At 67.6% G+C, this 14139-nt stretch carries 15 protein-coding genes; 10 read left to right on the top strand and 5 right to left on the bottom strand.

The window, feature by feature from the left end; translation table 11 throughout:
* Positions 1-24: 24 nt before the first annotated feature.
* The 3 genes from ACT6SE_RS18285 to ACT6SE_RS18275 all read right to left on the bottom strand — a co-directional run bounded on the left by ACT6SE_RS18285 (position 25) and on the right by ACT6SE_RS18275 (position 1975).
* A complete protein-coding gene (locus tag ACT6SE_RS18285; protein ID WP_032961223.1) occupies positions 25-828 on the bottom strand; it encodes an SDR family oxidoreductase in 804 nt (267 codons plus the stop codon).
* Complete coding sequence (locus tag ACT6SE_RS18280) at positions 825-1391, bottom strand: DUF1415 domain-containing protein (RefSeq protein ID WP_032961282.1); 567 nt, start codon at positions 1389-1391, stop codon at positions 825-827. Before ACT6SE_RS18280 ends, ACT6SE_RS18285 begins: the two co-directional genes overlap by 4 nt.
* 101 nt (positions 1392-1492) lie before the next feature.
* Positions 1493-1975: a YajQ family cyclic di-GMP-binding protein gene (locus ACT6SE_RS18275; protein ID WP_006471121.1), complete on the bottom strand. Its 483-nt coding sequence runs from the start codon at positions 1973-1975 to the stop codon at positions 1493-1495.
* A 155-nt stretch (positions 1976-2130) separates the two neighbouring features.
* On the opposite strand from ACT6SE_RS18275, the gene ACT6SE_RS18270 reads away from it, so the two are divergent.
* The 3 genes from ACT6SE_RS18270 to ACT6SE_RS18260 all read left to right on the top strand — a co-directional run bounded on the left by ACT6SE_RS18270 (position 2131) and on the right by ACT6SE_RS18260 (position 4931).
* Positions 2131-3027, top strand: coding sequence for a DMT family transporter (locus ACT6SE_RS18270; protein ID WP_014648474.1), 897 nt, complete (start codon positions 2131-2133; stop codon positions 3025-3027).
* 210 nt (positions 3028-3237) lie between these two features.
* On the top strand, positions 3238-4245 hold the full coding sequence (locus tag ACT6SE_RS18265) for a methionine ABC transporter ATP-binding protein (protein ID WP_014648473.1): 1008 nt from the start codon (positions 3238-3240) through the stop codon (positions 4243-4245).
* Positions 4242-4931, top strand: a complete 690-nt coding sequence (locus ACT6SE_RS18260; RefSeq protein ID WP_014648472.1) for a methionine ABC transporter permease — start codon at positions 4242-4244, stop codon at positions 4929-4931. The genes ACT6SE_RS18265 and ACT6SE_RS18260 overlap by 4 nt, the downstream gene beginning before the upstream one ends.
* Positions 4932-5027: 96 nt before the next feature.
* On the opposite strand, the gene ACT6SE_RS18255 is transcribed toward ACT6SE_RS18260, so the two are convergent.
* The gene (locus tag ACT6SE_RS18255; RefSeq protein WP_014648471.1) at positions 5028-5630 is read right to left on the bottom strand and encodes a lipocalin family protein; all 603 of its coding nucleotides are present in this window, start codon (positions 5628-5630) and stop codon (positions 5028-5030) included.
* 128 nt (positions 5631-5758) lie between these two features.
* On the opposite strand from ACT6SE_RS18255, the gene ACT6SE_RS18250 reads away from it, so the two are divergent.
* Together ACT6SE_RS18250 and ACT6SE_RS18245 are read left to right on the top strand one after the other, a co-directional pair.
* Positions 5759-6082, top strand: a complete 324-nt coding sequence (locus ACT6SE_RS18250; protein WP_444811035.1) for a hypothetical protein — start codon at positions 5759-5761, stop codon at positions 6080-6082.
* Positions 6083-6151: 69 nt separating this feature from the next.
* Complete coding sequence (locus ACT6SE_RS18245; protein ID WP_014648469.1) at positions 6152-8248, top strand: prolyl oligopeptidase family serine peptidase; 2097 nt, start codon at positions 6152-6154, stop codon at positions 8246-8248.
* Between the two features lie 73 nt (positions 8249-8321).
* Here the strand turns inward: ACT6SE_RS18245 and ACT6SE_RS18240 are convergent, their stop codons facing one another.
* Complete coding sequence (locus ACT6SE_RS18240; RefSeq protein ID WP_046432601.1) at positions 8322-9515, bottom strand: pyridoxal phosphate-dependent aminotransferase; 1194 nt, start codon at positions 9513-9515, stop codon at positions 8322-8324.
* Between the two features lie 143 nt (positions 9516-9658).
* Here ACT6SE_RS18240 and ACT6SE_RS18235 point away from each other — a divergent pair, with 143 nt between their 5' ends.
* The 5 genes from ACT6SE_RS18235 to ACT6SE_RS18215 all read left to right on the top strand — a co-directional run bounded on the left by ACT6SE_RS18235 (position 9659) and on the right by ACT6SE_RS18215 (position 14123).
* Positions 9659-11770: a S9 family peptidase gene (locus ACT6SE_RS18235; protein WP_014648467.1), complete on the top strand. Its 2112-nt coding sequence runs from the start codon at positions 9659-9661 to the stop codon at positions 11768-11770.
* A 54-nt stretch (positions 11771-11824) separates the two neighbouring features.
* A complete protein-coding gene (locus ACT6SE_RS18230) occupies positions 11825-12253 on the top strand; it encodes a YbaN family protein (protein ID WP_014648466.1) in 429 nt (142 codons plus the stop codon).
* Between the two features lie 82 nt (positions 12254-12335).
* The gene (gene lptM, locus ACT6SE_RS18225; RefSeq protein ID WP_014648465.1) at positions 12336-12608 is read left to right on the top strand and encodes an LPS translocon maturation chaperone LptM; all 273 of its coding nucleotides are present in this window, start codon (positions 12336-12338) and stop codon (positions 12606-12608) included.
* Positions 12601-13452: a diaminopimelate epimerase gene (dapF, locus tag ACT6SE_RS18220; RefSeq protein WP_046432599.1), complete on the top strand. Its 852-nt coding sequence runs from the start codon at positions 12601-12603 to the stop codon at positions 13450-13452. The genes lptM and dapF overlap by 8 nt, the downstream gene beginning before the upstream one ends.
* Positions 13449-14123, top strand: coding sequence for a DUF484 family protein (locus tag ACT6SE_RS18215; protein ID WP_046432597.1), 675 nt, complete (start codon positions 13449-13451; stop codon positions 14121-14123). The genes dapF and ACT6SE_RS18215 overlap by 4 nt, the downstream gene beginning before the upstream one ends.
* Positions 14124-14139: the final 16 nt, after the last annotated feature.

Raw genomic sequence — 14139 nt, 5'->3', positions numbered from 1 at the left:
CTTAATCCCCTCCGTACCCTTTTTCTATTCGGCGTAGATCATCTTCCGGGTCATGCCGCCGTCGACGATGAAGTCCTGGCCGGTGCTGAAGCCGGACAGCGACGACAGCAGGTACACCGCCAGCGCGCCGATGTCCTCGGGGCGGCCGACCCGGCCGACCGGGTGCTGTGCCTGGTCGATGGCGGAGTACTCCGGTGCGTGTCGCCGCGAGGGGGCCTGCCAGGCCGTGGTGCCGATCCAGCCCGGACTGATGCTGTTGACCCGCACCGTTGGGCCGGCACTGATCGCCAGCGCATGGGTGAACGCCACCAGCCCGCCTTTGGCCGCAGCATAGGCCTCGCTGTGCGCTTCGGATTGCCAGGCGCGGGTCGAGGCGATGTTGATGATTGCGCCGGCGGCGCTGGCCGTCAGCGCCGGTAGTGCATGCTTGCTGCACAGGAAGGCACCGTGCAGCGAGGACAGGCGGCGCTGCCACTCATCCCAGTCCATGTCCTGCAGCTGCGTGCCATGCGGTCCGGCGATGCCCGCGTTGTTGACCAGCCCGTCGATACGGCTGAAACGCCGCAGGGCCACGGCGATGAAGTCGCGCACGCTGGCTTCGTCGGTGATGTCCAGGCGCTGGAATGCGGCCTCGCCACTACGCTGCCATTCCGCCAGGCACGCCTCGCCGGCCTCCACGTCCAGGTCGCCGATCAGCACGCGTCCACCGGCACCGAGCACGGCCTGGGCGATGCCACGGCCGATGCCGTTGGCGCCGCCGGTGACCAGCACCACCTTGCCCGACAGCGGCGCGGCCGGCCATGCGGCAATCGGCGGTACCGTGCTCACGTCAGGTCTTCGCCACGCAGGCGGCGATGCCAGCCGTCCACGCCGATGCGGTCCAGGGTCTGGATGTTGCGCTCGACGATCACGTCCGGGTCCGGATAGACATCCACTGCGCGCGCCACGCTGTCTTCGCGCAGCAGGTGCAGGGTGGGGAAGGGCGCGCGATTGGTGTAGTTGCTGGCGTCGTCCGCTGCCACGCCGTCGAACTGGTAGTCCGGGTGGAAGCTGGCCACCTGCAGGATCCCCTGCAGGTCCAGTGCCTCGATCGCCGCATCGGCGTTGTCGAGGAAGTCGTTGTAGTCGAGGAAATCGGTCAGCACCTGCGGATGCACGATCAGCGTCGTGTCGATCTGCTCGGCCGGCGTGTCGCGCAGCAGCACCAGCTCCTCGGCCAGCTGTTCAACCAGCGCTTCTGTCGTGGTCGCATCGCTGAGCACGATGCGGACCTGATCCTTCACGTATACCGCCTTGGCGAACGGGCACAGATTCAGGCCGATGACGATGCGCTCCAGCCACAGGCGGGTGGCAGCGATCGGGTCATCGGTGGGCAGGGGGGAATCGGTCATGGCGGGCACGTCGGCTGGCGGGGCCGCCATTGTAGGCGCGTCGCTGGCAACGCGCCGTCGTGCCTGCCGCTGGCAGCGCCGGGGCAGGCCCGGCGGATGCCTCAGTCGCGGAAGTTGTTGAACTGCAGCGGCAGCTCGAACTTGCCGGCCTTGAGCACGGCGATGGCGTCCTGCAGGTCGTCGCGCTTCTTGCCCTGCACGCGCAGCTTGTCGCCGTTGATCTGGCTTTCCACCTTCAGCTTGGCATCCTTCAGCGCCGCCGCGATCTTCTTGGCGATCTTCTGCTCGATGCCCTGCTTGACGGTGATCTTCTGCCGGGCCTGGGCCAGGTTGGTCTCGATGTCGCCGAACTCCAGGCTGAGCACGTCGATGCCGCGTGCGGCCAGGCGAGCACGCAGGATGTCGTTCATCTGCTTGAGCTGGAATTCGGTCGGCGCGGTCTGGTTGATGACATCGCCGTCGCGCTCGAACTTTGCGTCCACGCCCTTGAAGTCGAAGCGGGTGGCCAGTTCGCGGTTGGCCTGGTCGATGGCGTTGGTCAGCTCGTGGGTGTCGACTTCGGACACGACGTCGAAGGAAGGCATGGGCGGTGCTCCGCAGGTTTCAGTGGCGATCATTCTATCGCGAGGGCCCGCATGCCCGCCCTTTGTAGCGCCGAGCCCACGCTCGGCGGCTTTGTGAAGGGCAGCCGAGCGTGGGCTCGGCTCTACAGAAAGCGACGACCGGGCGATAATGGGCCATGAACGTGCAACGCTCCCCTTCGCGTGCGGTGGCCTGGATGGTCGCTGCGGTCGCCTGTTTCTCGCTGATGGACGCTGGCATGAAGCAGCTGTCGGCCAGCTATCCGACCCTGGAAGTGACCTTCCTGCGCGGCGCGGCCTCGTTGCCGTTCGTGCTGGTCTGGGTGTTGGCCAGCGCCGGCCCGCGCTCGCTGGTGCCGCGTCGCTGGGGCCTGCACCTGCTGCGTGGCGCGCTGGGCATGGCGATGATCGGCTGCTTCGTGTTCGCCCTGCGCGACCTGCCGCTGTCCACCGCCTACACCATCTATTTCGTCGCCCCGCTGCTGATCGCCGCCTTGTCGGTACCGCTGCTGGGCGAGCGGGTCGGGCCACGGCGCTGGGTCGCCATCGGCATCGGCCTGGTCGGCGTGCTGGTGGTGCTGCGGCCGGGCGTGGACGGTTTCATCTCGGTGCCCGGCCTGATGGTGCTGGCTGCGGCCACCGCCTATGCCGTGGCGGCGATCACGGTCAGCCTGCTGACCCGCACCGATACCTCGCAGTCGATGGTGGTCTGGTTCCTGGTGATCATGGCCATCGGTGCCGGCCTGCTGTCCCTTCCCGGCTGGGTGCCGCTGCAGCTGGCGCATGCGCCGCTGATCGCCGGCATGGGCCTGGCCGGGGCGCTGGGCCAGATCGCCCTGACCAAGGCGTTCCAGCTGGGCGAGGCCTCGATGATCGCGCCGCTGGAGTACAGCGGGCTGGTCTGGGTGATCGGCTGGGACCTGGCCTTCTGGGGCCAGCTGCCTGATGGCTATACCTGGGTGGGCGCCGCGATCATCGTGGCTTCGGGACTGTACCTGCTGCATCGTGAGCGCCTGAACCGGGTGCAGCCACCGAAGCCGCTGGACCATCCCTGAGCCGGTTGGGCCTGGGAATGGGGTCAGAGCCCCTGCGGGGATCCGACCCCGGGGTCGGATCCCCGCAGGGGCTCTGACCCCAGCCAACACGTCGGCGCGGGCGGCTTAGAATCAAAAGGAATAACATTCTGGCCCATGGCGCGGGCGCGCGACCGCCTGCGCTGGTAGGCTGCACGCCCCCTTCCGTCACCCAGCCGGTGAGCCACGCCCGTGATCGAGTTCCAGCGCCTGCACAAATCCTATGCCGTTGCCGGCCGCGAAGTCAGCGCGCTGCAACCGCTGGACCTGACCATCGAGGCCGGTGAGGTATTCGGCATCATCGGCCATTCCGGCGCCGGCAAGTCGACCCTGATCCGCATGATCAACCGCCTGGAAGAGCCCAGCGGTGGCCGGCTGCTGATCGGTGGCGAGGATGTCACCGCACTGGACGCGGACGGCCTGCGCACGCTGCGCCGGCGCATCGGCATGATCTTCCAGCACTTCAACCTGCTGTCGTCGCGCACGGTGGCTGGCAATGTCGCCTTCCCGCTGGAACTGGCCGGCACGCCGCAGGCGGAGATCGACGCGCGCGTGGCCGAGCTGCTGCAGACCGTGGGCCTGGAAGCGCATGCGCAGAAGTATCCGGCGCAGCTGTCCGGCGGCCAGAAGCAGCGTGTCGGCATCGCCCGTGCGCTGGCGACCCGCCCGCAGATCCTGCTGTGCGACGAGGCCACCAGCGCGCTGGATCCGCAGACCACCGCCTCGGTGCTGTCGCTGTTGTCGAAGATCAACCGCGAGCTGGGCCTGACCATCGTGCTGATCACCCACGAGATGGACGTGATCCGCCGTGTCTGCGACCGCGTGGCCGTGCTCGATGCTGGCCAGATGGTCGAGACCGGTCCGGTTACCCGGGTGTTCCTGCATCCGCAGCACCCGACCACGCGGCGGTTCGTCAGCGAATCGGAGCACGTGGACGAAGGGGCGTTGCACCGCGATTTCGACGTGGTGGGCGGGCGCATCGTGCGCCTGACCTTCCTCGGCGGCGACACCTACGAACCCCTGCTCGGCAGCGTCGCGCGCCAGACCGGGGTCGACTACAACATCCTGTCCGGCCGTATCGACCGGATCAAGGACACCCCCTATGGCCAGCTGGTGGTCGCCCTGGTGGGCGGTGACCAGTCCGCCGCGCAGGCTGCCTTCGTGGCTGCCGGCGTGCATGTCGAGGAGCTGCGTCGATGATCATCGCCACTGCCGGCGGTTTCTTCCGTCACCTGGATGCGGGCAAGTGGGCCGACATCGGCCAGGCCACCTTCGACACCCTGCTGATGCTGCTCGGTTCGCTGCCGCTGACCCTGGCCATCGGCCTGCCGCTGGGCGTGCTGCTGTACCTGTTCGGGGCGCCGCAGATGAAGCGCCGGCCGTTTGCCTATGGCGTGCTGGCTCTGGTGGTGAACCTGCTGCGCTCGGTGCCTTTCATCATCCTGATGATCGTGCTGATCCCGGTCACGCTGTTCCTGATGGGTACCTCGCTGGGCGTGCGCGGCGCGATCGTGCCGCTGGTGATCGGCGCGGCGCCGTTCTACGCGCGCCTTGTCGAGACCGCGCTGCGCGAAGTGGATCGTGGCGTGATCGAGGCGACCCAGGCGATGGGCGCCACCACCTGGCAGCTGGTCACCCGGGTGCTGCTGCCGGAAGCACGCCCGGGGCTGATCGCCGGGGCGACGGTCACCACCGTGGCCCTGATCGGCTTCACCGCGATGGGCGGTGCGATCGGTTCCGGTGGCCTCGGCGACCTGGCGTTCCGCGATGGTTACCAGCGTTCGCACACCGACGTGGCGCTGGTCACCGTGGTCCTGTTGCTGGTCCTGGTGCAGCTGCTGCAGATGCTCGGCGACCGCCTGGTCGCGCATTACAGCCGCAAGTAACAGAATGCCGGGCGGCAGCCGGCCAGCGGCCGGCTCTACCCGATTGCCGGGAAAAAAACGGTAGTGCCGGCCGCTGGCCGGCAATTCCACGTGCGGTCAACGCGCGTTCGGTACTTCGTAGCCCAGCTTGCCGACCTGTTCCGGATGCTGAGGCACGCGCTTGAGCTTGTCGGTGTTCACGCCGTACTCGTCGCGCAGGCGCTCGGCCAGCTCCTTGTACAGGGCTTTGTCCATGTCCGGCTTGCGCGCGAAGATCCAGGCCATTTCGCGGCCCGGATAACCGATCAGTGCCCATGAATAGTCCGGGGCCACTTCCAGTACCCGCGAATGGGTCGGCACCACGCGATAGAACCAGGTTCGCCAGCCATGGTTGCCGCTGTCCGGATCGACGCTGGCACGTGCGCGAATTTCCTGCAGTGGTTCGCCGAAACCATCACGGTAGCGGTAGGTGATGGCGACCTTGTGCTCGTCGCGCAGCTCGTACTCGTTGACGCTGGCGACATGCCCGCGTTCGATGAAGTTCGGCACGCGGCCGATCACATACCAGGTGCCCATGAAGCGCTTCAGGTCGATCGGCGCCCCCGGGTCGGCCGCGTCCGTGGCGCTGGCGCGGGGCGACGGCGGCTCACTGGCGGCCATGGCAGGACCTGCCAGGGACAGAGCCAGCAGCACGGCGCAGAACGGGCGGATCGAAGTCATGCGGGAGCGGGCTCCAGTGGGCTTGCACGCGCATGGTCGACTGTGTGCACGCGATCCGTCAATGGTGTCGCATCCTGTGAGAAGGGGCTTGCCCAAGCTGTGTTGCATTGTCTACCGGAGAAGCCCCCATGAGCGCTCGTTCCGTCCGTCGCCCTGCAACTGAACGCGCCATCGAACGCGCCGACCCACGCCTGCTGCGCGGCGTGCGGCAACTGGCGCTGGCCGGGCTGGCGCTGGTCCTGGTCTGGCCGGGGGCACGCGGCAGCAGCGCGTGGCTGGGCTGGCTGCCGATGTGGCTGGTGGGCATGCCGCTCGCCGCCTGGTGGGCGCTGCTGCGCTTTCCGCTGCCGCGCCCGTCATGGCGATGGCGGGCGCGGCGTACCGGTGGACAGGCGCGCCGTCGGCCGGCTTCCGCCGCACGCGGCCGGCGCGGTCCGGCGGCCACGGCCTGACCTTCGACACGGGGGAGGCCGCGACATTCCGTGCTAGCGTTCCCCGGCTTATGACTGCCTGGAGCTGCAATGTCACGACTCGCTTCCGCCTGCCTGCTGGCCGGCATGATGACCGCTGCCTCGGTGGGGACCGCCGTGGCCGCTGAAGACACCGATCGCTACGCCTGGCTGGAGGACGTCACCGGCGACAAGCCACTGTCCTGGGTCAAGGAACAGAATGCCAGGTCCGAGGCGCGCCTGGCGCAGACCCCGGCCTTCAAGCAGATGGAGACCAGCATCCGCGAGGTGCTCGACTCCGACGCCAAGATTCCCGGCGTGCAGAAGATCGGTGACTACTACTACAACTTCTGGAAGGACCAGCAGCACGAGCGCGGCCTGTGGCGCCGCACCACCCTGGCCGAGTACCGCAAGGCCTCGCCGCAGTGGGAGACCGTGCTCGACCTGGATGCACTGAACAAGGCCGAGGGCGAGAACTGGGTCTGGCACGGCGCCGACTGCCTGCGCCCGGATTACAGCCGCTGCCTGATCGCGCTGTCGCGCGGCGGCGCCGACGCCGACGTCACCCGTGAGTTCGACCTGGCCAACAAGACCTGGATCAAGGACGGCTTCTTCCGTCCGGAGTCGAAGGGCGGCCTCAACTGGGTCGATCGCGACACCGTGTTCGTCTACACCGACTTCGGTGCCGGCTCGATGACCACCTCCGGCTACCCGCGCGTGGCCAAACTGTGGAAGCGCGGCACGCCGATGGCCTCGGCCACCGTGGTGTACGAAGGCAAGCCGGAGGACATGTACATCGCGGCGATGCACGATGACACCCCGGGCTTCGAACGCAACCTGGTCAGCCGCACCCTGGCGTTCTACAACAACGAGCTCTACCTGCGTGGCGACGACGGCACGCTGACCAAGATCGACGCGCCGAACTCGGCCGAGAAGGGTTTGCACAAGCAGTGGCTGACCCTGGAACTGCGCGATCCGTGGACCGTGGGCGGCAAGACCTACGCGTCCGGTTCGCTGCTGGCGACGAAGCTGGACGACTTCCTGGCCGGCAAGCGCGACTTCGACGTGCTGTTCACCCCGACCGCGACCACCTCGCTGGCCAGTGCCAGCTGGACCAAGAGCCACCTGGTGCTGAATGTGCTGGACGACGTCAAGAACCGCCTGTCGGTGCTGACCCCGGGCGCCGACGGCTGGCAGACCAGCCGCTTCGTCGGCGCCCCGGCCTTCGGCACGCTGGGCGTGGCTGCGGTGGACAGCAATGACAGCGACGCGGTGTGGCTGACCGCCACCGATTACCTGACGCCGACCACGCTGGCCCTGGCCGAGATCGGCCAGGCACCGGAAACGCTGAAGACCATGCCGGCCTTCTTCGATGCCAAGGGCAAGGTGATCGAGCAGCACTTCGCCACCAGCAAGGACGGCACCCGCGTGCCGTATTTCGTGGTGCACGACAGGGCGATGAAGCTCGATGGCTCCAACCCGACCCTGCTGTATGGCTACGGTGGTTTCGAGATCTCGCTGACCCCGAGCTATTCCGGTGGCATGGGCCGCGCCTGGCTGGAGAAGGGCGGCGTGTACGTGGTCGCCAACATCCGCGGCGGCGGCGAGTACGGCCCGCGCTGGCACCAGGCGGCGCTGAAGCAGAACCGTCACAAGGCCTATGAAGACATGGCCGCGGTGGCGCGGGACCTGGTCAAGCGCAAGATCACCAGCGCCAAGCACCTGGGCGTGCAGGGCGGCAGCAACGGTGGCCTGCTGACGGGCAACATGCTGACCCAGTACCCGGAGCTGTTCGGTGCGGTGGTGGTGCAGGTGCCGCTGCTGGACATGAAGCGCTACAGCCACCTGTTGGCCGGCGCCTCGTGGATGGCCGAGTACGGCAACCCGGATACCAGCGACTGGGAATTCATCAAGACCTTCTCGCCGTACCACCTGTTCAACGCGAAGAAGAACTACCCGCCGGTGCTGTTCACGACCTCCACCCGCGATGACCGCGTGCACCCGGGCCACGCCCGCAAGATGGCGGCGAAGATGATCGACGCCGGCAAGGACGTGACCTACTACGAGAACATCGAAGGCGGCCACGGCGGCGCAGCCAACAATGCACAGGCCGCGCATATGTCCGCGCTGGCCTACAGCTTCCTGTGGGAGCGGTTGGGCGGCAAGTAAGCAGAACGGAAAACGCCGCCCCAGGGCGGCGTTTTTCTTTACCGGTAGTGCCGGCCAGCGGCCGGCACTACCCTCAACGTGATCCCTGCCAACGCTTCAACCCGCGCGCGATCCGCGCCACCGCCTCCTGCAACCGCGGTACCTGCTGGGTATACGCCAGCCGCACATGCTGGTTGGCGCGATGGAAGCCGAAATCCAGGCCCGGGGTGAATGCCACGTGCTCGGTTTCCAGGAAGTGCGCGCAGAACGCCTGCGCGTCGTCGGTGAACGCGCTGACATCGGCGTACAGGTAGAACGCGCCCTGCGGCTCGACTTCAATGCGGAAGCCGAGCTCACGCAACGCGGGCAGCAGGAAGTCGCGGCGTTGGCGGAACGCTTCGCGGCGCTGTTCGAAGATCGCCATTGATTCCTCGCTGAAGCAGGCGAGCGCGGCGTGCTGGGCGATGCTGGAGGCGCTGATGTACAGGTTCTGCGCCAGCTTTTCCAGGTCCGGTACCGCTGCAGGCGGTGCCACCAGCCAGCCCAGCCGCCAGCCGGTCATGCCGAAGTACTTGGAAAAACTGTTCAGCACGAACGCGCTGTCGTCCACCTGCAGCACGCTGGGCGCATCCAGGCCGTAGGTCAGGCCGTGGTAGATCTCGTCCACCACCAGGTGGCCGCCCCGCGCGTGCAGGGCCTGCGACAGTGCCGCCAGTTCGTCGGCGGACAGCACGGTGCCGGTCGGATTGGCCGGTGAGGCGACCAGCGCGCCGACGCTGTCGTCATTCCAGTGCTGTTCCACCAGCGAAGGGGTCAGCTGGTAGGCGGTGTCCGGGCCGACCGGCACCAGCTGCGCGCCGCCCTCGACGAGGCGCAGGAAGTGGCGGTTGCAGGGGTAGCCGGGGTCGGCCAGCAGCCAGTGGCGGCCGGGATCGACCAGCAGGCTGCTGGCCAGCAGCAGCGCACCGGACCCACCCGGGGTGACCAGGATGCGTCCGGGATCGACATCCAGCCCATAGTGGCTGCGGTAGAAACCGCTGATCGCCTGGCGCAGCGCCGGCAGGCCGCGCGCGGCGGTGTAGCGGGTGTGGCCGGCGGCCAGTGCGGCCTGGCCGGCACGCACGACGGGTTCGGCGGTAGTGAAGTCCGGTTCGCCGATTTCCAGGTGGATCACATCGTGGCCTGCCTGTTCCAGCGCCTGCGCGCGGGCCAGCAGGGACATCACGTGGAACGGAGCGATTTCATGGCTGCGCCGGCTGTAGCCCGGCGTGTGGGGCGGGGTGCTCATGTGCCCATGGTACGCCGGCCGGCGCAACCCATGACGTTCCGCAGGGTTGCCGCATTGCCGAGATTGGGGTCAGATCCCTTTTCGGGAAAAGGGATCTGACCCCGTCGAAGACCATTGCATTGATGCGCCAGGAGCCTTATCTCATGAAGTCCACTCTCTGCCTGTTGCTCGCCAGCCTGATGACCACGACTGCTACCGCCGCCACGCCGCCCGTTCCGCCGGATGCCGCCAAGCATCCGCACGTGGTCAAGGCGCCGTTCGGCGCGACCCGCAACGATGACTATTACTGGCTGCGCGACGACAAGCGCGAGAACAAGGACATGCTGGCCTACCTGCAGGCAGAGAATGCCTACGCCGACCAGCTGCTGGCACCGCTGAAGCCACTGGAAGACACCCTGTACAAGGAGATCGTCGGCCGCATCAAGCAGGACGATTCCAGCGTGCCGGCGCGCGAGCGCGGCTACTGGTACTACAGCCGCTTCGAGACCGGCCAGGATTACCCCATCCACGCGCGCCGCAAGGGCAGCATGGAGGCGGCAGAGGAAATCCTGCTGGACGTCAACGCGATGGCCGCCGGCAAGGGCTACTTCAGCGTCGGTTCGATGGAAGTCAGCCAGGACAACCAGCTGCTGGCCTGGGCCGACGATGACGTCGGCCGCCGCCAGTACACGATCCGCTTCAAGGACCTGGCCACCGGCACGGTGCTGCCCGATGTGATCACCGGCAGCTCCGGCGACCTGGTCTGGGCCGACGACAACCGCACCGTGCTGTATGTCGAGAACGATCCGGAAACGCTGCTGACCGTGCGCGTGAAGAAGCACGTGCTGGGCACCCCGGCCAGCGCCGACACCGTCGTCTACGAAGAGAAGGACGACAGCTTCTACATGGGCATCGGCCGCACCCGCGACGATCGCTTCATCACCATCGGCGTGCACAGCACCGTGTCCTCGGAAGAGCGCTACGCGCCGGCCAGCGACCCGACCACCTTCACCGTGCTGGCGCCGCGCCAGCGCGATGTCGAGTACGACGCCGACCACCATGACGGCCGCTGGGTGATCCGCACCAACGACGGTGCGAAGAACTTCAAGCTGGTCACCGCACCGACCGATGCCACCTCGCGCGCGCAATGGAAGGATTGGATCGCGCACGACGATGCGGTGTTCATCGAAGGCTTCGAACTGTTCGACACGTACACCGCCATCGCCGAACGTTCCGAGGGCCTGGAGCGCATCCGCCTGCTGTTCAAGGACGGGCGCAGCGACTACGTGAAGGCCGACGAGCCGGCCTATTCGATGGGCCTGGGCGATAACACCGAGGCCGATACGCCGTGGCTGCGCTACGTCTACACCTCGATGACCACCCCGACCACCGTGTTCGAGCTGAACACCGCCACCGGCGAGCGTCGCCAGCTGAAGGTGCAGCCGGTGATCGGCTATGACGCCTCGAAGTACGAGACCGACCGCGTCTGGATCACCGCGCGCGATGGCGTGAAGGTGCCGGTGTCGCTGGTCTACCGCAAGGGCTACCAGAAGGACGGCAAGGGCGCGCTGTTCCAGTACGCCTACGGCAGCTACGGCATGTCGATGGATCCGTACTTCAACCAGACCGCGGTCAGCCTGCTTGATCGTGGCGTGGTGTATGCCATCGCCCACATCCGTGGCGGCCAGGAGATGGGACGCGACTGGTACGAGAACGGCAAGCTGCTGCACAAGCAGAACACCTTCAACGACTTCATCGACGTCACCCGTGGCCTGGTAGCACAGGGCTGGGCGGCGAAGGATCGCGTGGCCGCGTCCGGTGGCAGCGCCGGCGGCCTGCTGATGGGCGCGGTGGCCAACCAGGCGCCGCAGGATTACCGGGTGATGGTGGCGCAGGTGCCGTTCGTCGACGTGGTCACGACCATGCTCGACCCGACCATTCCGTTGACCACCAACGAATACGACGAGTGGGGCAACCCGGAGCAGAAGCCGTATTACGACTACATGCTGTCCTACTCGCCCTATGACAACGTGAAGCAGCAGGCGTACCCGGCGCTGTACGTGGGTACCGGCCTGTGGGATTCGCAGGTGCAGTACTGGGAGCCCGCCAAATGGGTGGCCAGGCTGCGTGATGACAACACCGGCCACTACCCGATCCTGTTCCGCACCAACATGGAAGCTGGCCACGGCGGCAAGTCGGGGCGCTTCCAACGCTACCGCGAACTGTCCGAGTCGTACGCGTTCGTGCTGCAGCAGCTGGGCATCGCCCAGCCGTAACGGCGAAGGGGCGCCGGGCGCTGCCTGGCACCCCGAACCGGTATCCTTGCGGCCATGAGCCAGCCCGAGCCATCTGCACCCCGCGATAGCGCCACGCCGCCGCGCGTGGTGCGTTTCCGCTGGGCATGGTGGCTGCTGGCGTACGTCAGCCTGGGCACCGGCATCGTCGGCATCTTCGTTCCGGGGCTGCCGACCACCGTATTCATCCTGATCTCGGCCTGGGCCGCCTCGCGCGGTTCGGAGCGCCTGCATACCTGGCTGCTGCAGCATCCGCGTTTCGGCCCGGCCATCGCCAACTGGCAGGCACACGGGGCGGTCAGCCGCTATGGCAAGTGGATGGCGACGATCACCATGGCGGTATGCGCCGGCATCATGCTGTGGTGCGTGCCGATCGCTTGGGTGAAGTGGTTCTCGATCGGCAGCATGACCGTGGTCGCAATCTGGCTGTGGACGCGGCCGCTGCCACCGCCGCCCGCGGATTGAGCGCCGGCGGTAGTGCCGGCCGCTGGCCGGCCACCCGATTCCCTGCACCAACCGCTCAGCCGCCAATGGCTATACTCGGGGCATGAAGATCCCCCATCGAAACGCCATCCTGATTCCGCTGGCAGCGGCCTCGCTGCTGCTCCTCGCCGCCTGCGGCAACAAGGGACCGCTGGTACTGCCGCAGAAGCCGGTGCCGGTGGAAGAAACCGTCGAACCCGCTGCCGAGCCCGCCACCGAGGCGACCGCGCCGCAGACCCAGGGCAGCGGCACCCCGGCCACGACCGTGGAGCCGGCCGCACCGGCCACCCAGCCGGCGCCAACGCCCGCGAAGAAGGCGGGCAGCGGGAATGAGTAAGGCCGGTTCCAGGGCCCTGCGTTTCAGCAAGATGCATGGCGCGGGCAATGATTTCGTAGTGATCGACCTGCGTGACGGCACCGCACCGCCCACGCCCGAGCTGGCCGCGCGCCTGGCCGACCGCCACACCGGCGTTGGCTGCGACCAGATCCTGACCATCGAGGCACCACGTGCGGACGGTTCGGTGGCCTCGTACCGCATCTGGAATGCCGACGGCTCCAATTCCGAGCAGTGCGGCAACGGCGCGCGCTGCATCGCCGCCTGGCTGGTGCGCGAGGGCAGTGCGCAGGGCGTTGCATTCGTCATCGACAGCCCGCTGGCCAGCCATGAAGTGAAGGTGCTGGGCGAAGGGCAGTTTGCGGTGACGATGGGCGTGCCCGCCTTCGAGCCGGCCAACGTGCCGCTGATGGGCTTTGCGCACGCGCGCGAGGAATACCTGCTGCCGCTGCAGGGCGAGAGCGTACGCTTCGCCGCGGTGTCGATGGGCAACCCGCATGCGGTGATCGAAGTGGGCCTGGTCGATGCTGCACCGGTCGAGCGCGTCGGTGCGCTGCTGCAGCAGCATGCGTCGTTCCCGCGCTCGGTGAACGTGGGCTTCGCCCAGGTGATGAGCCCGGCCCACGCCCGCCTGCGCGTGTTCGAGCGCGGTGTCGGCGAGACCCTGGCCTGCGGCAGTGGTGCCTGTGCCGCCGCGGTGACCCTGATGCAGCGCAGTCGCCTGCAGCGCGATGCCCGCATCAGCCTGCCCGGTGGCGACCTGCGCATCCAGTGGCCGGGCGATGGCCAGCCGGTGGTGATGGCGGGCCCGACCGCATTCGTCTTCGAAGGGGAGTGGATCGCATGACCGAAACCGTCGACAAGCTCGGGGCCCATGAAGTCGCTGCCTGGTTGCGGCGTCATCCCGGCTTCCTCAAGCAGTTCCCGGACCTGGCCCTGACCCTGGTGGTGCCGCGTGACGACGGCCCGACCGCGTCGCTGGCCAGCTACCAGCTGGAAGTGCTGCGCGAGAAGAACCGCGAGCTGGCACGACGGTTGGCCGATCTGGGCGCGACCGCCCAGGTCAATGAGCGGCTGGCGGTGCGCACGCACCAGCTGACCCTGGCGCTGATGAAGCAGGACAACGCGGCTGACACCCTGCGCGCGATGGCCGCCTCGTTGCAGGAAGACTTCGCCGGCGACCTGGTGCGGCTGGTGGTGCACACGCCAGTGGCCGGGCTGGAACAGGCCGACTGGCTGCGGGTGATTGCCGCGGATGATCCGCAGCTGGGCCCGTTCCGCGATTGCCTGAACGATGGCGAGCCGATCTGCGGCCGCCTGCAGCCGGAAAAGAATGCCGTGCTGTACGGCGTGCGCAGCGAGGAAGTGCAGACCACCGCGCTGCTGCCGCTACCGGGCGTGGGCCTGATCGCGGTCGGCAGCCACGACCCGAACCGCTTCTACCCGGGCATGGGGACGTTGTTCCTGCGCATGATGGGCGACGCGCTGGTCACTGGCCTGAAGCGCTTCCCGGGCTGAGCAGGTTGCGACGACG

The sequence above is a fragment of the Stenotrophomonas sp. LC732 genome, assembly GCF_052446685.1.
GTDB classification, from domain to species: Bacteria; Pseudomonadota; Gammaproteobacteria; order Xanthomonadales; family Xanthomonadaceae; genus Stenotrophomonas; species Stenotrophomonas muris.
Note: the sequence above shows the minus strand (reverse complement) of the source record. Positions and strands in the feature narration are given on the sequence as shown.

Excerpts from the sequence above, each read along its gene's own strand:
- lptM (WP_014648465.1), top strand. The coding sequence starts at position 12,336 with ATGAAGATCCCCCATCGAAACGCCATCCTGATTCCGCTGGCAGCGGCC.
- ACT6SE_RS18275 (WP_006471121.1), bottom strand. The coding sequence starts at position 1,975 with ATGCCTTCCTTCGACGTCGTGTCCGAAGTCGACACCCACGAGCTGACC.
- ACT6SE_RS18270 (WP_014648474.1), top strand. The coding sequence starts at position 2,131 with ATGAACGTGCAACGCTCCCCTTCGCGTGCGGTGGCCTGGATGGTCGCT.
- ACT6SE_RS18215 (WP_046432597.1), top strand. The coding sequence starts at position 13,449 with ATGACCGAAACCGTCGACAAGCTCGGGGCCCATGAAGTCGCTGCCTGG.
- ACT6SE_RS18245 (WP_014648469.1), top strand. The coding sequence starts at position 6,152 with ATGTCACGACTCGCTTCCGCCTGCCTGCTGGCCGGCATGATGACCGCT.
- ACT6SE_RS18255 (WP_014648471.1), bottom strand. The coding sequence starts at position 5,630 with ATGACTTCGATCCGCCCGTTCTGCGCCGTGCTGCTGGCTCTGTCCCTG.
- ACT6SE_RS18260 (WP_014648472.1), top strand. The coding sequence starts at position 4,242 with ATGATCATCGCCACTGCCGGCGGTTTCTTCCGTCACCTGGATGCGGGC.
- ACT6SE_RS18250 (WP_444811035.1), top strand. The coding sequence starts at position 5,759 with ATGAGCGCTCGTTCCGTCCGTCGCCCTGCAACTGAACGCGCCATCGAA.
- dapF (WP_046432599.1), top strand. The coding sequence starts at position 12,601 with ATGAGTAAGGCCGGTTCCAGGGCCCTGCGTTTCAGCAAGATGCATGGC.
- ACT6SE_RS18235 (WP_014648467.1), top strand. The coding sequence starts at position 9,659 with ATGAAGTCCACTCTCTGCCTGTTGCTCGCCAGCCTGATGACCACGACT.
- ACT6SE_RS18240 (WP_046432601.1), bottom strand. The coding sequence starts at position 9,515 with ATGAGCACCCCGCCCCACACGCCGGGCTACAGCCGGCGCAGCCATGAA.
- ACT6SE_RS18280 (WP_032961282.1), bottom strand. The coding sequence starts at position 1,391 with ATGACCGATTCCCCCCTGCCCACCGATGACCCGATCGCTGCCACCCGC.
- ACT6SE_RS18230 (WP_014648466.1), top strand. The coding sequence starts at position 11,825 with ATGAGCCAGCCCGAGCCATCTGCACCCCGCGATAGCGCCACGCCGCCG.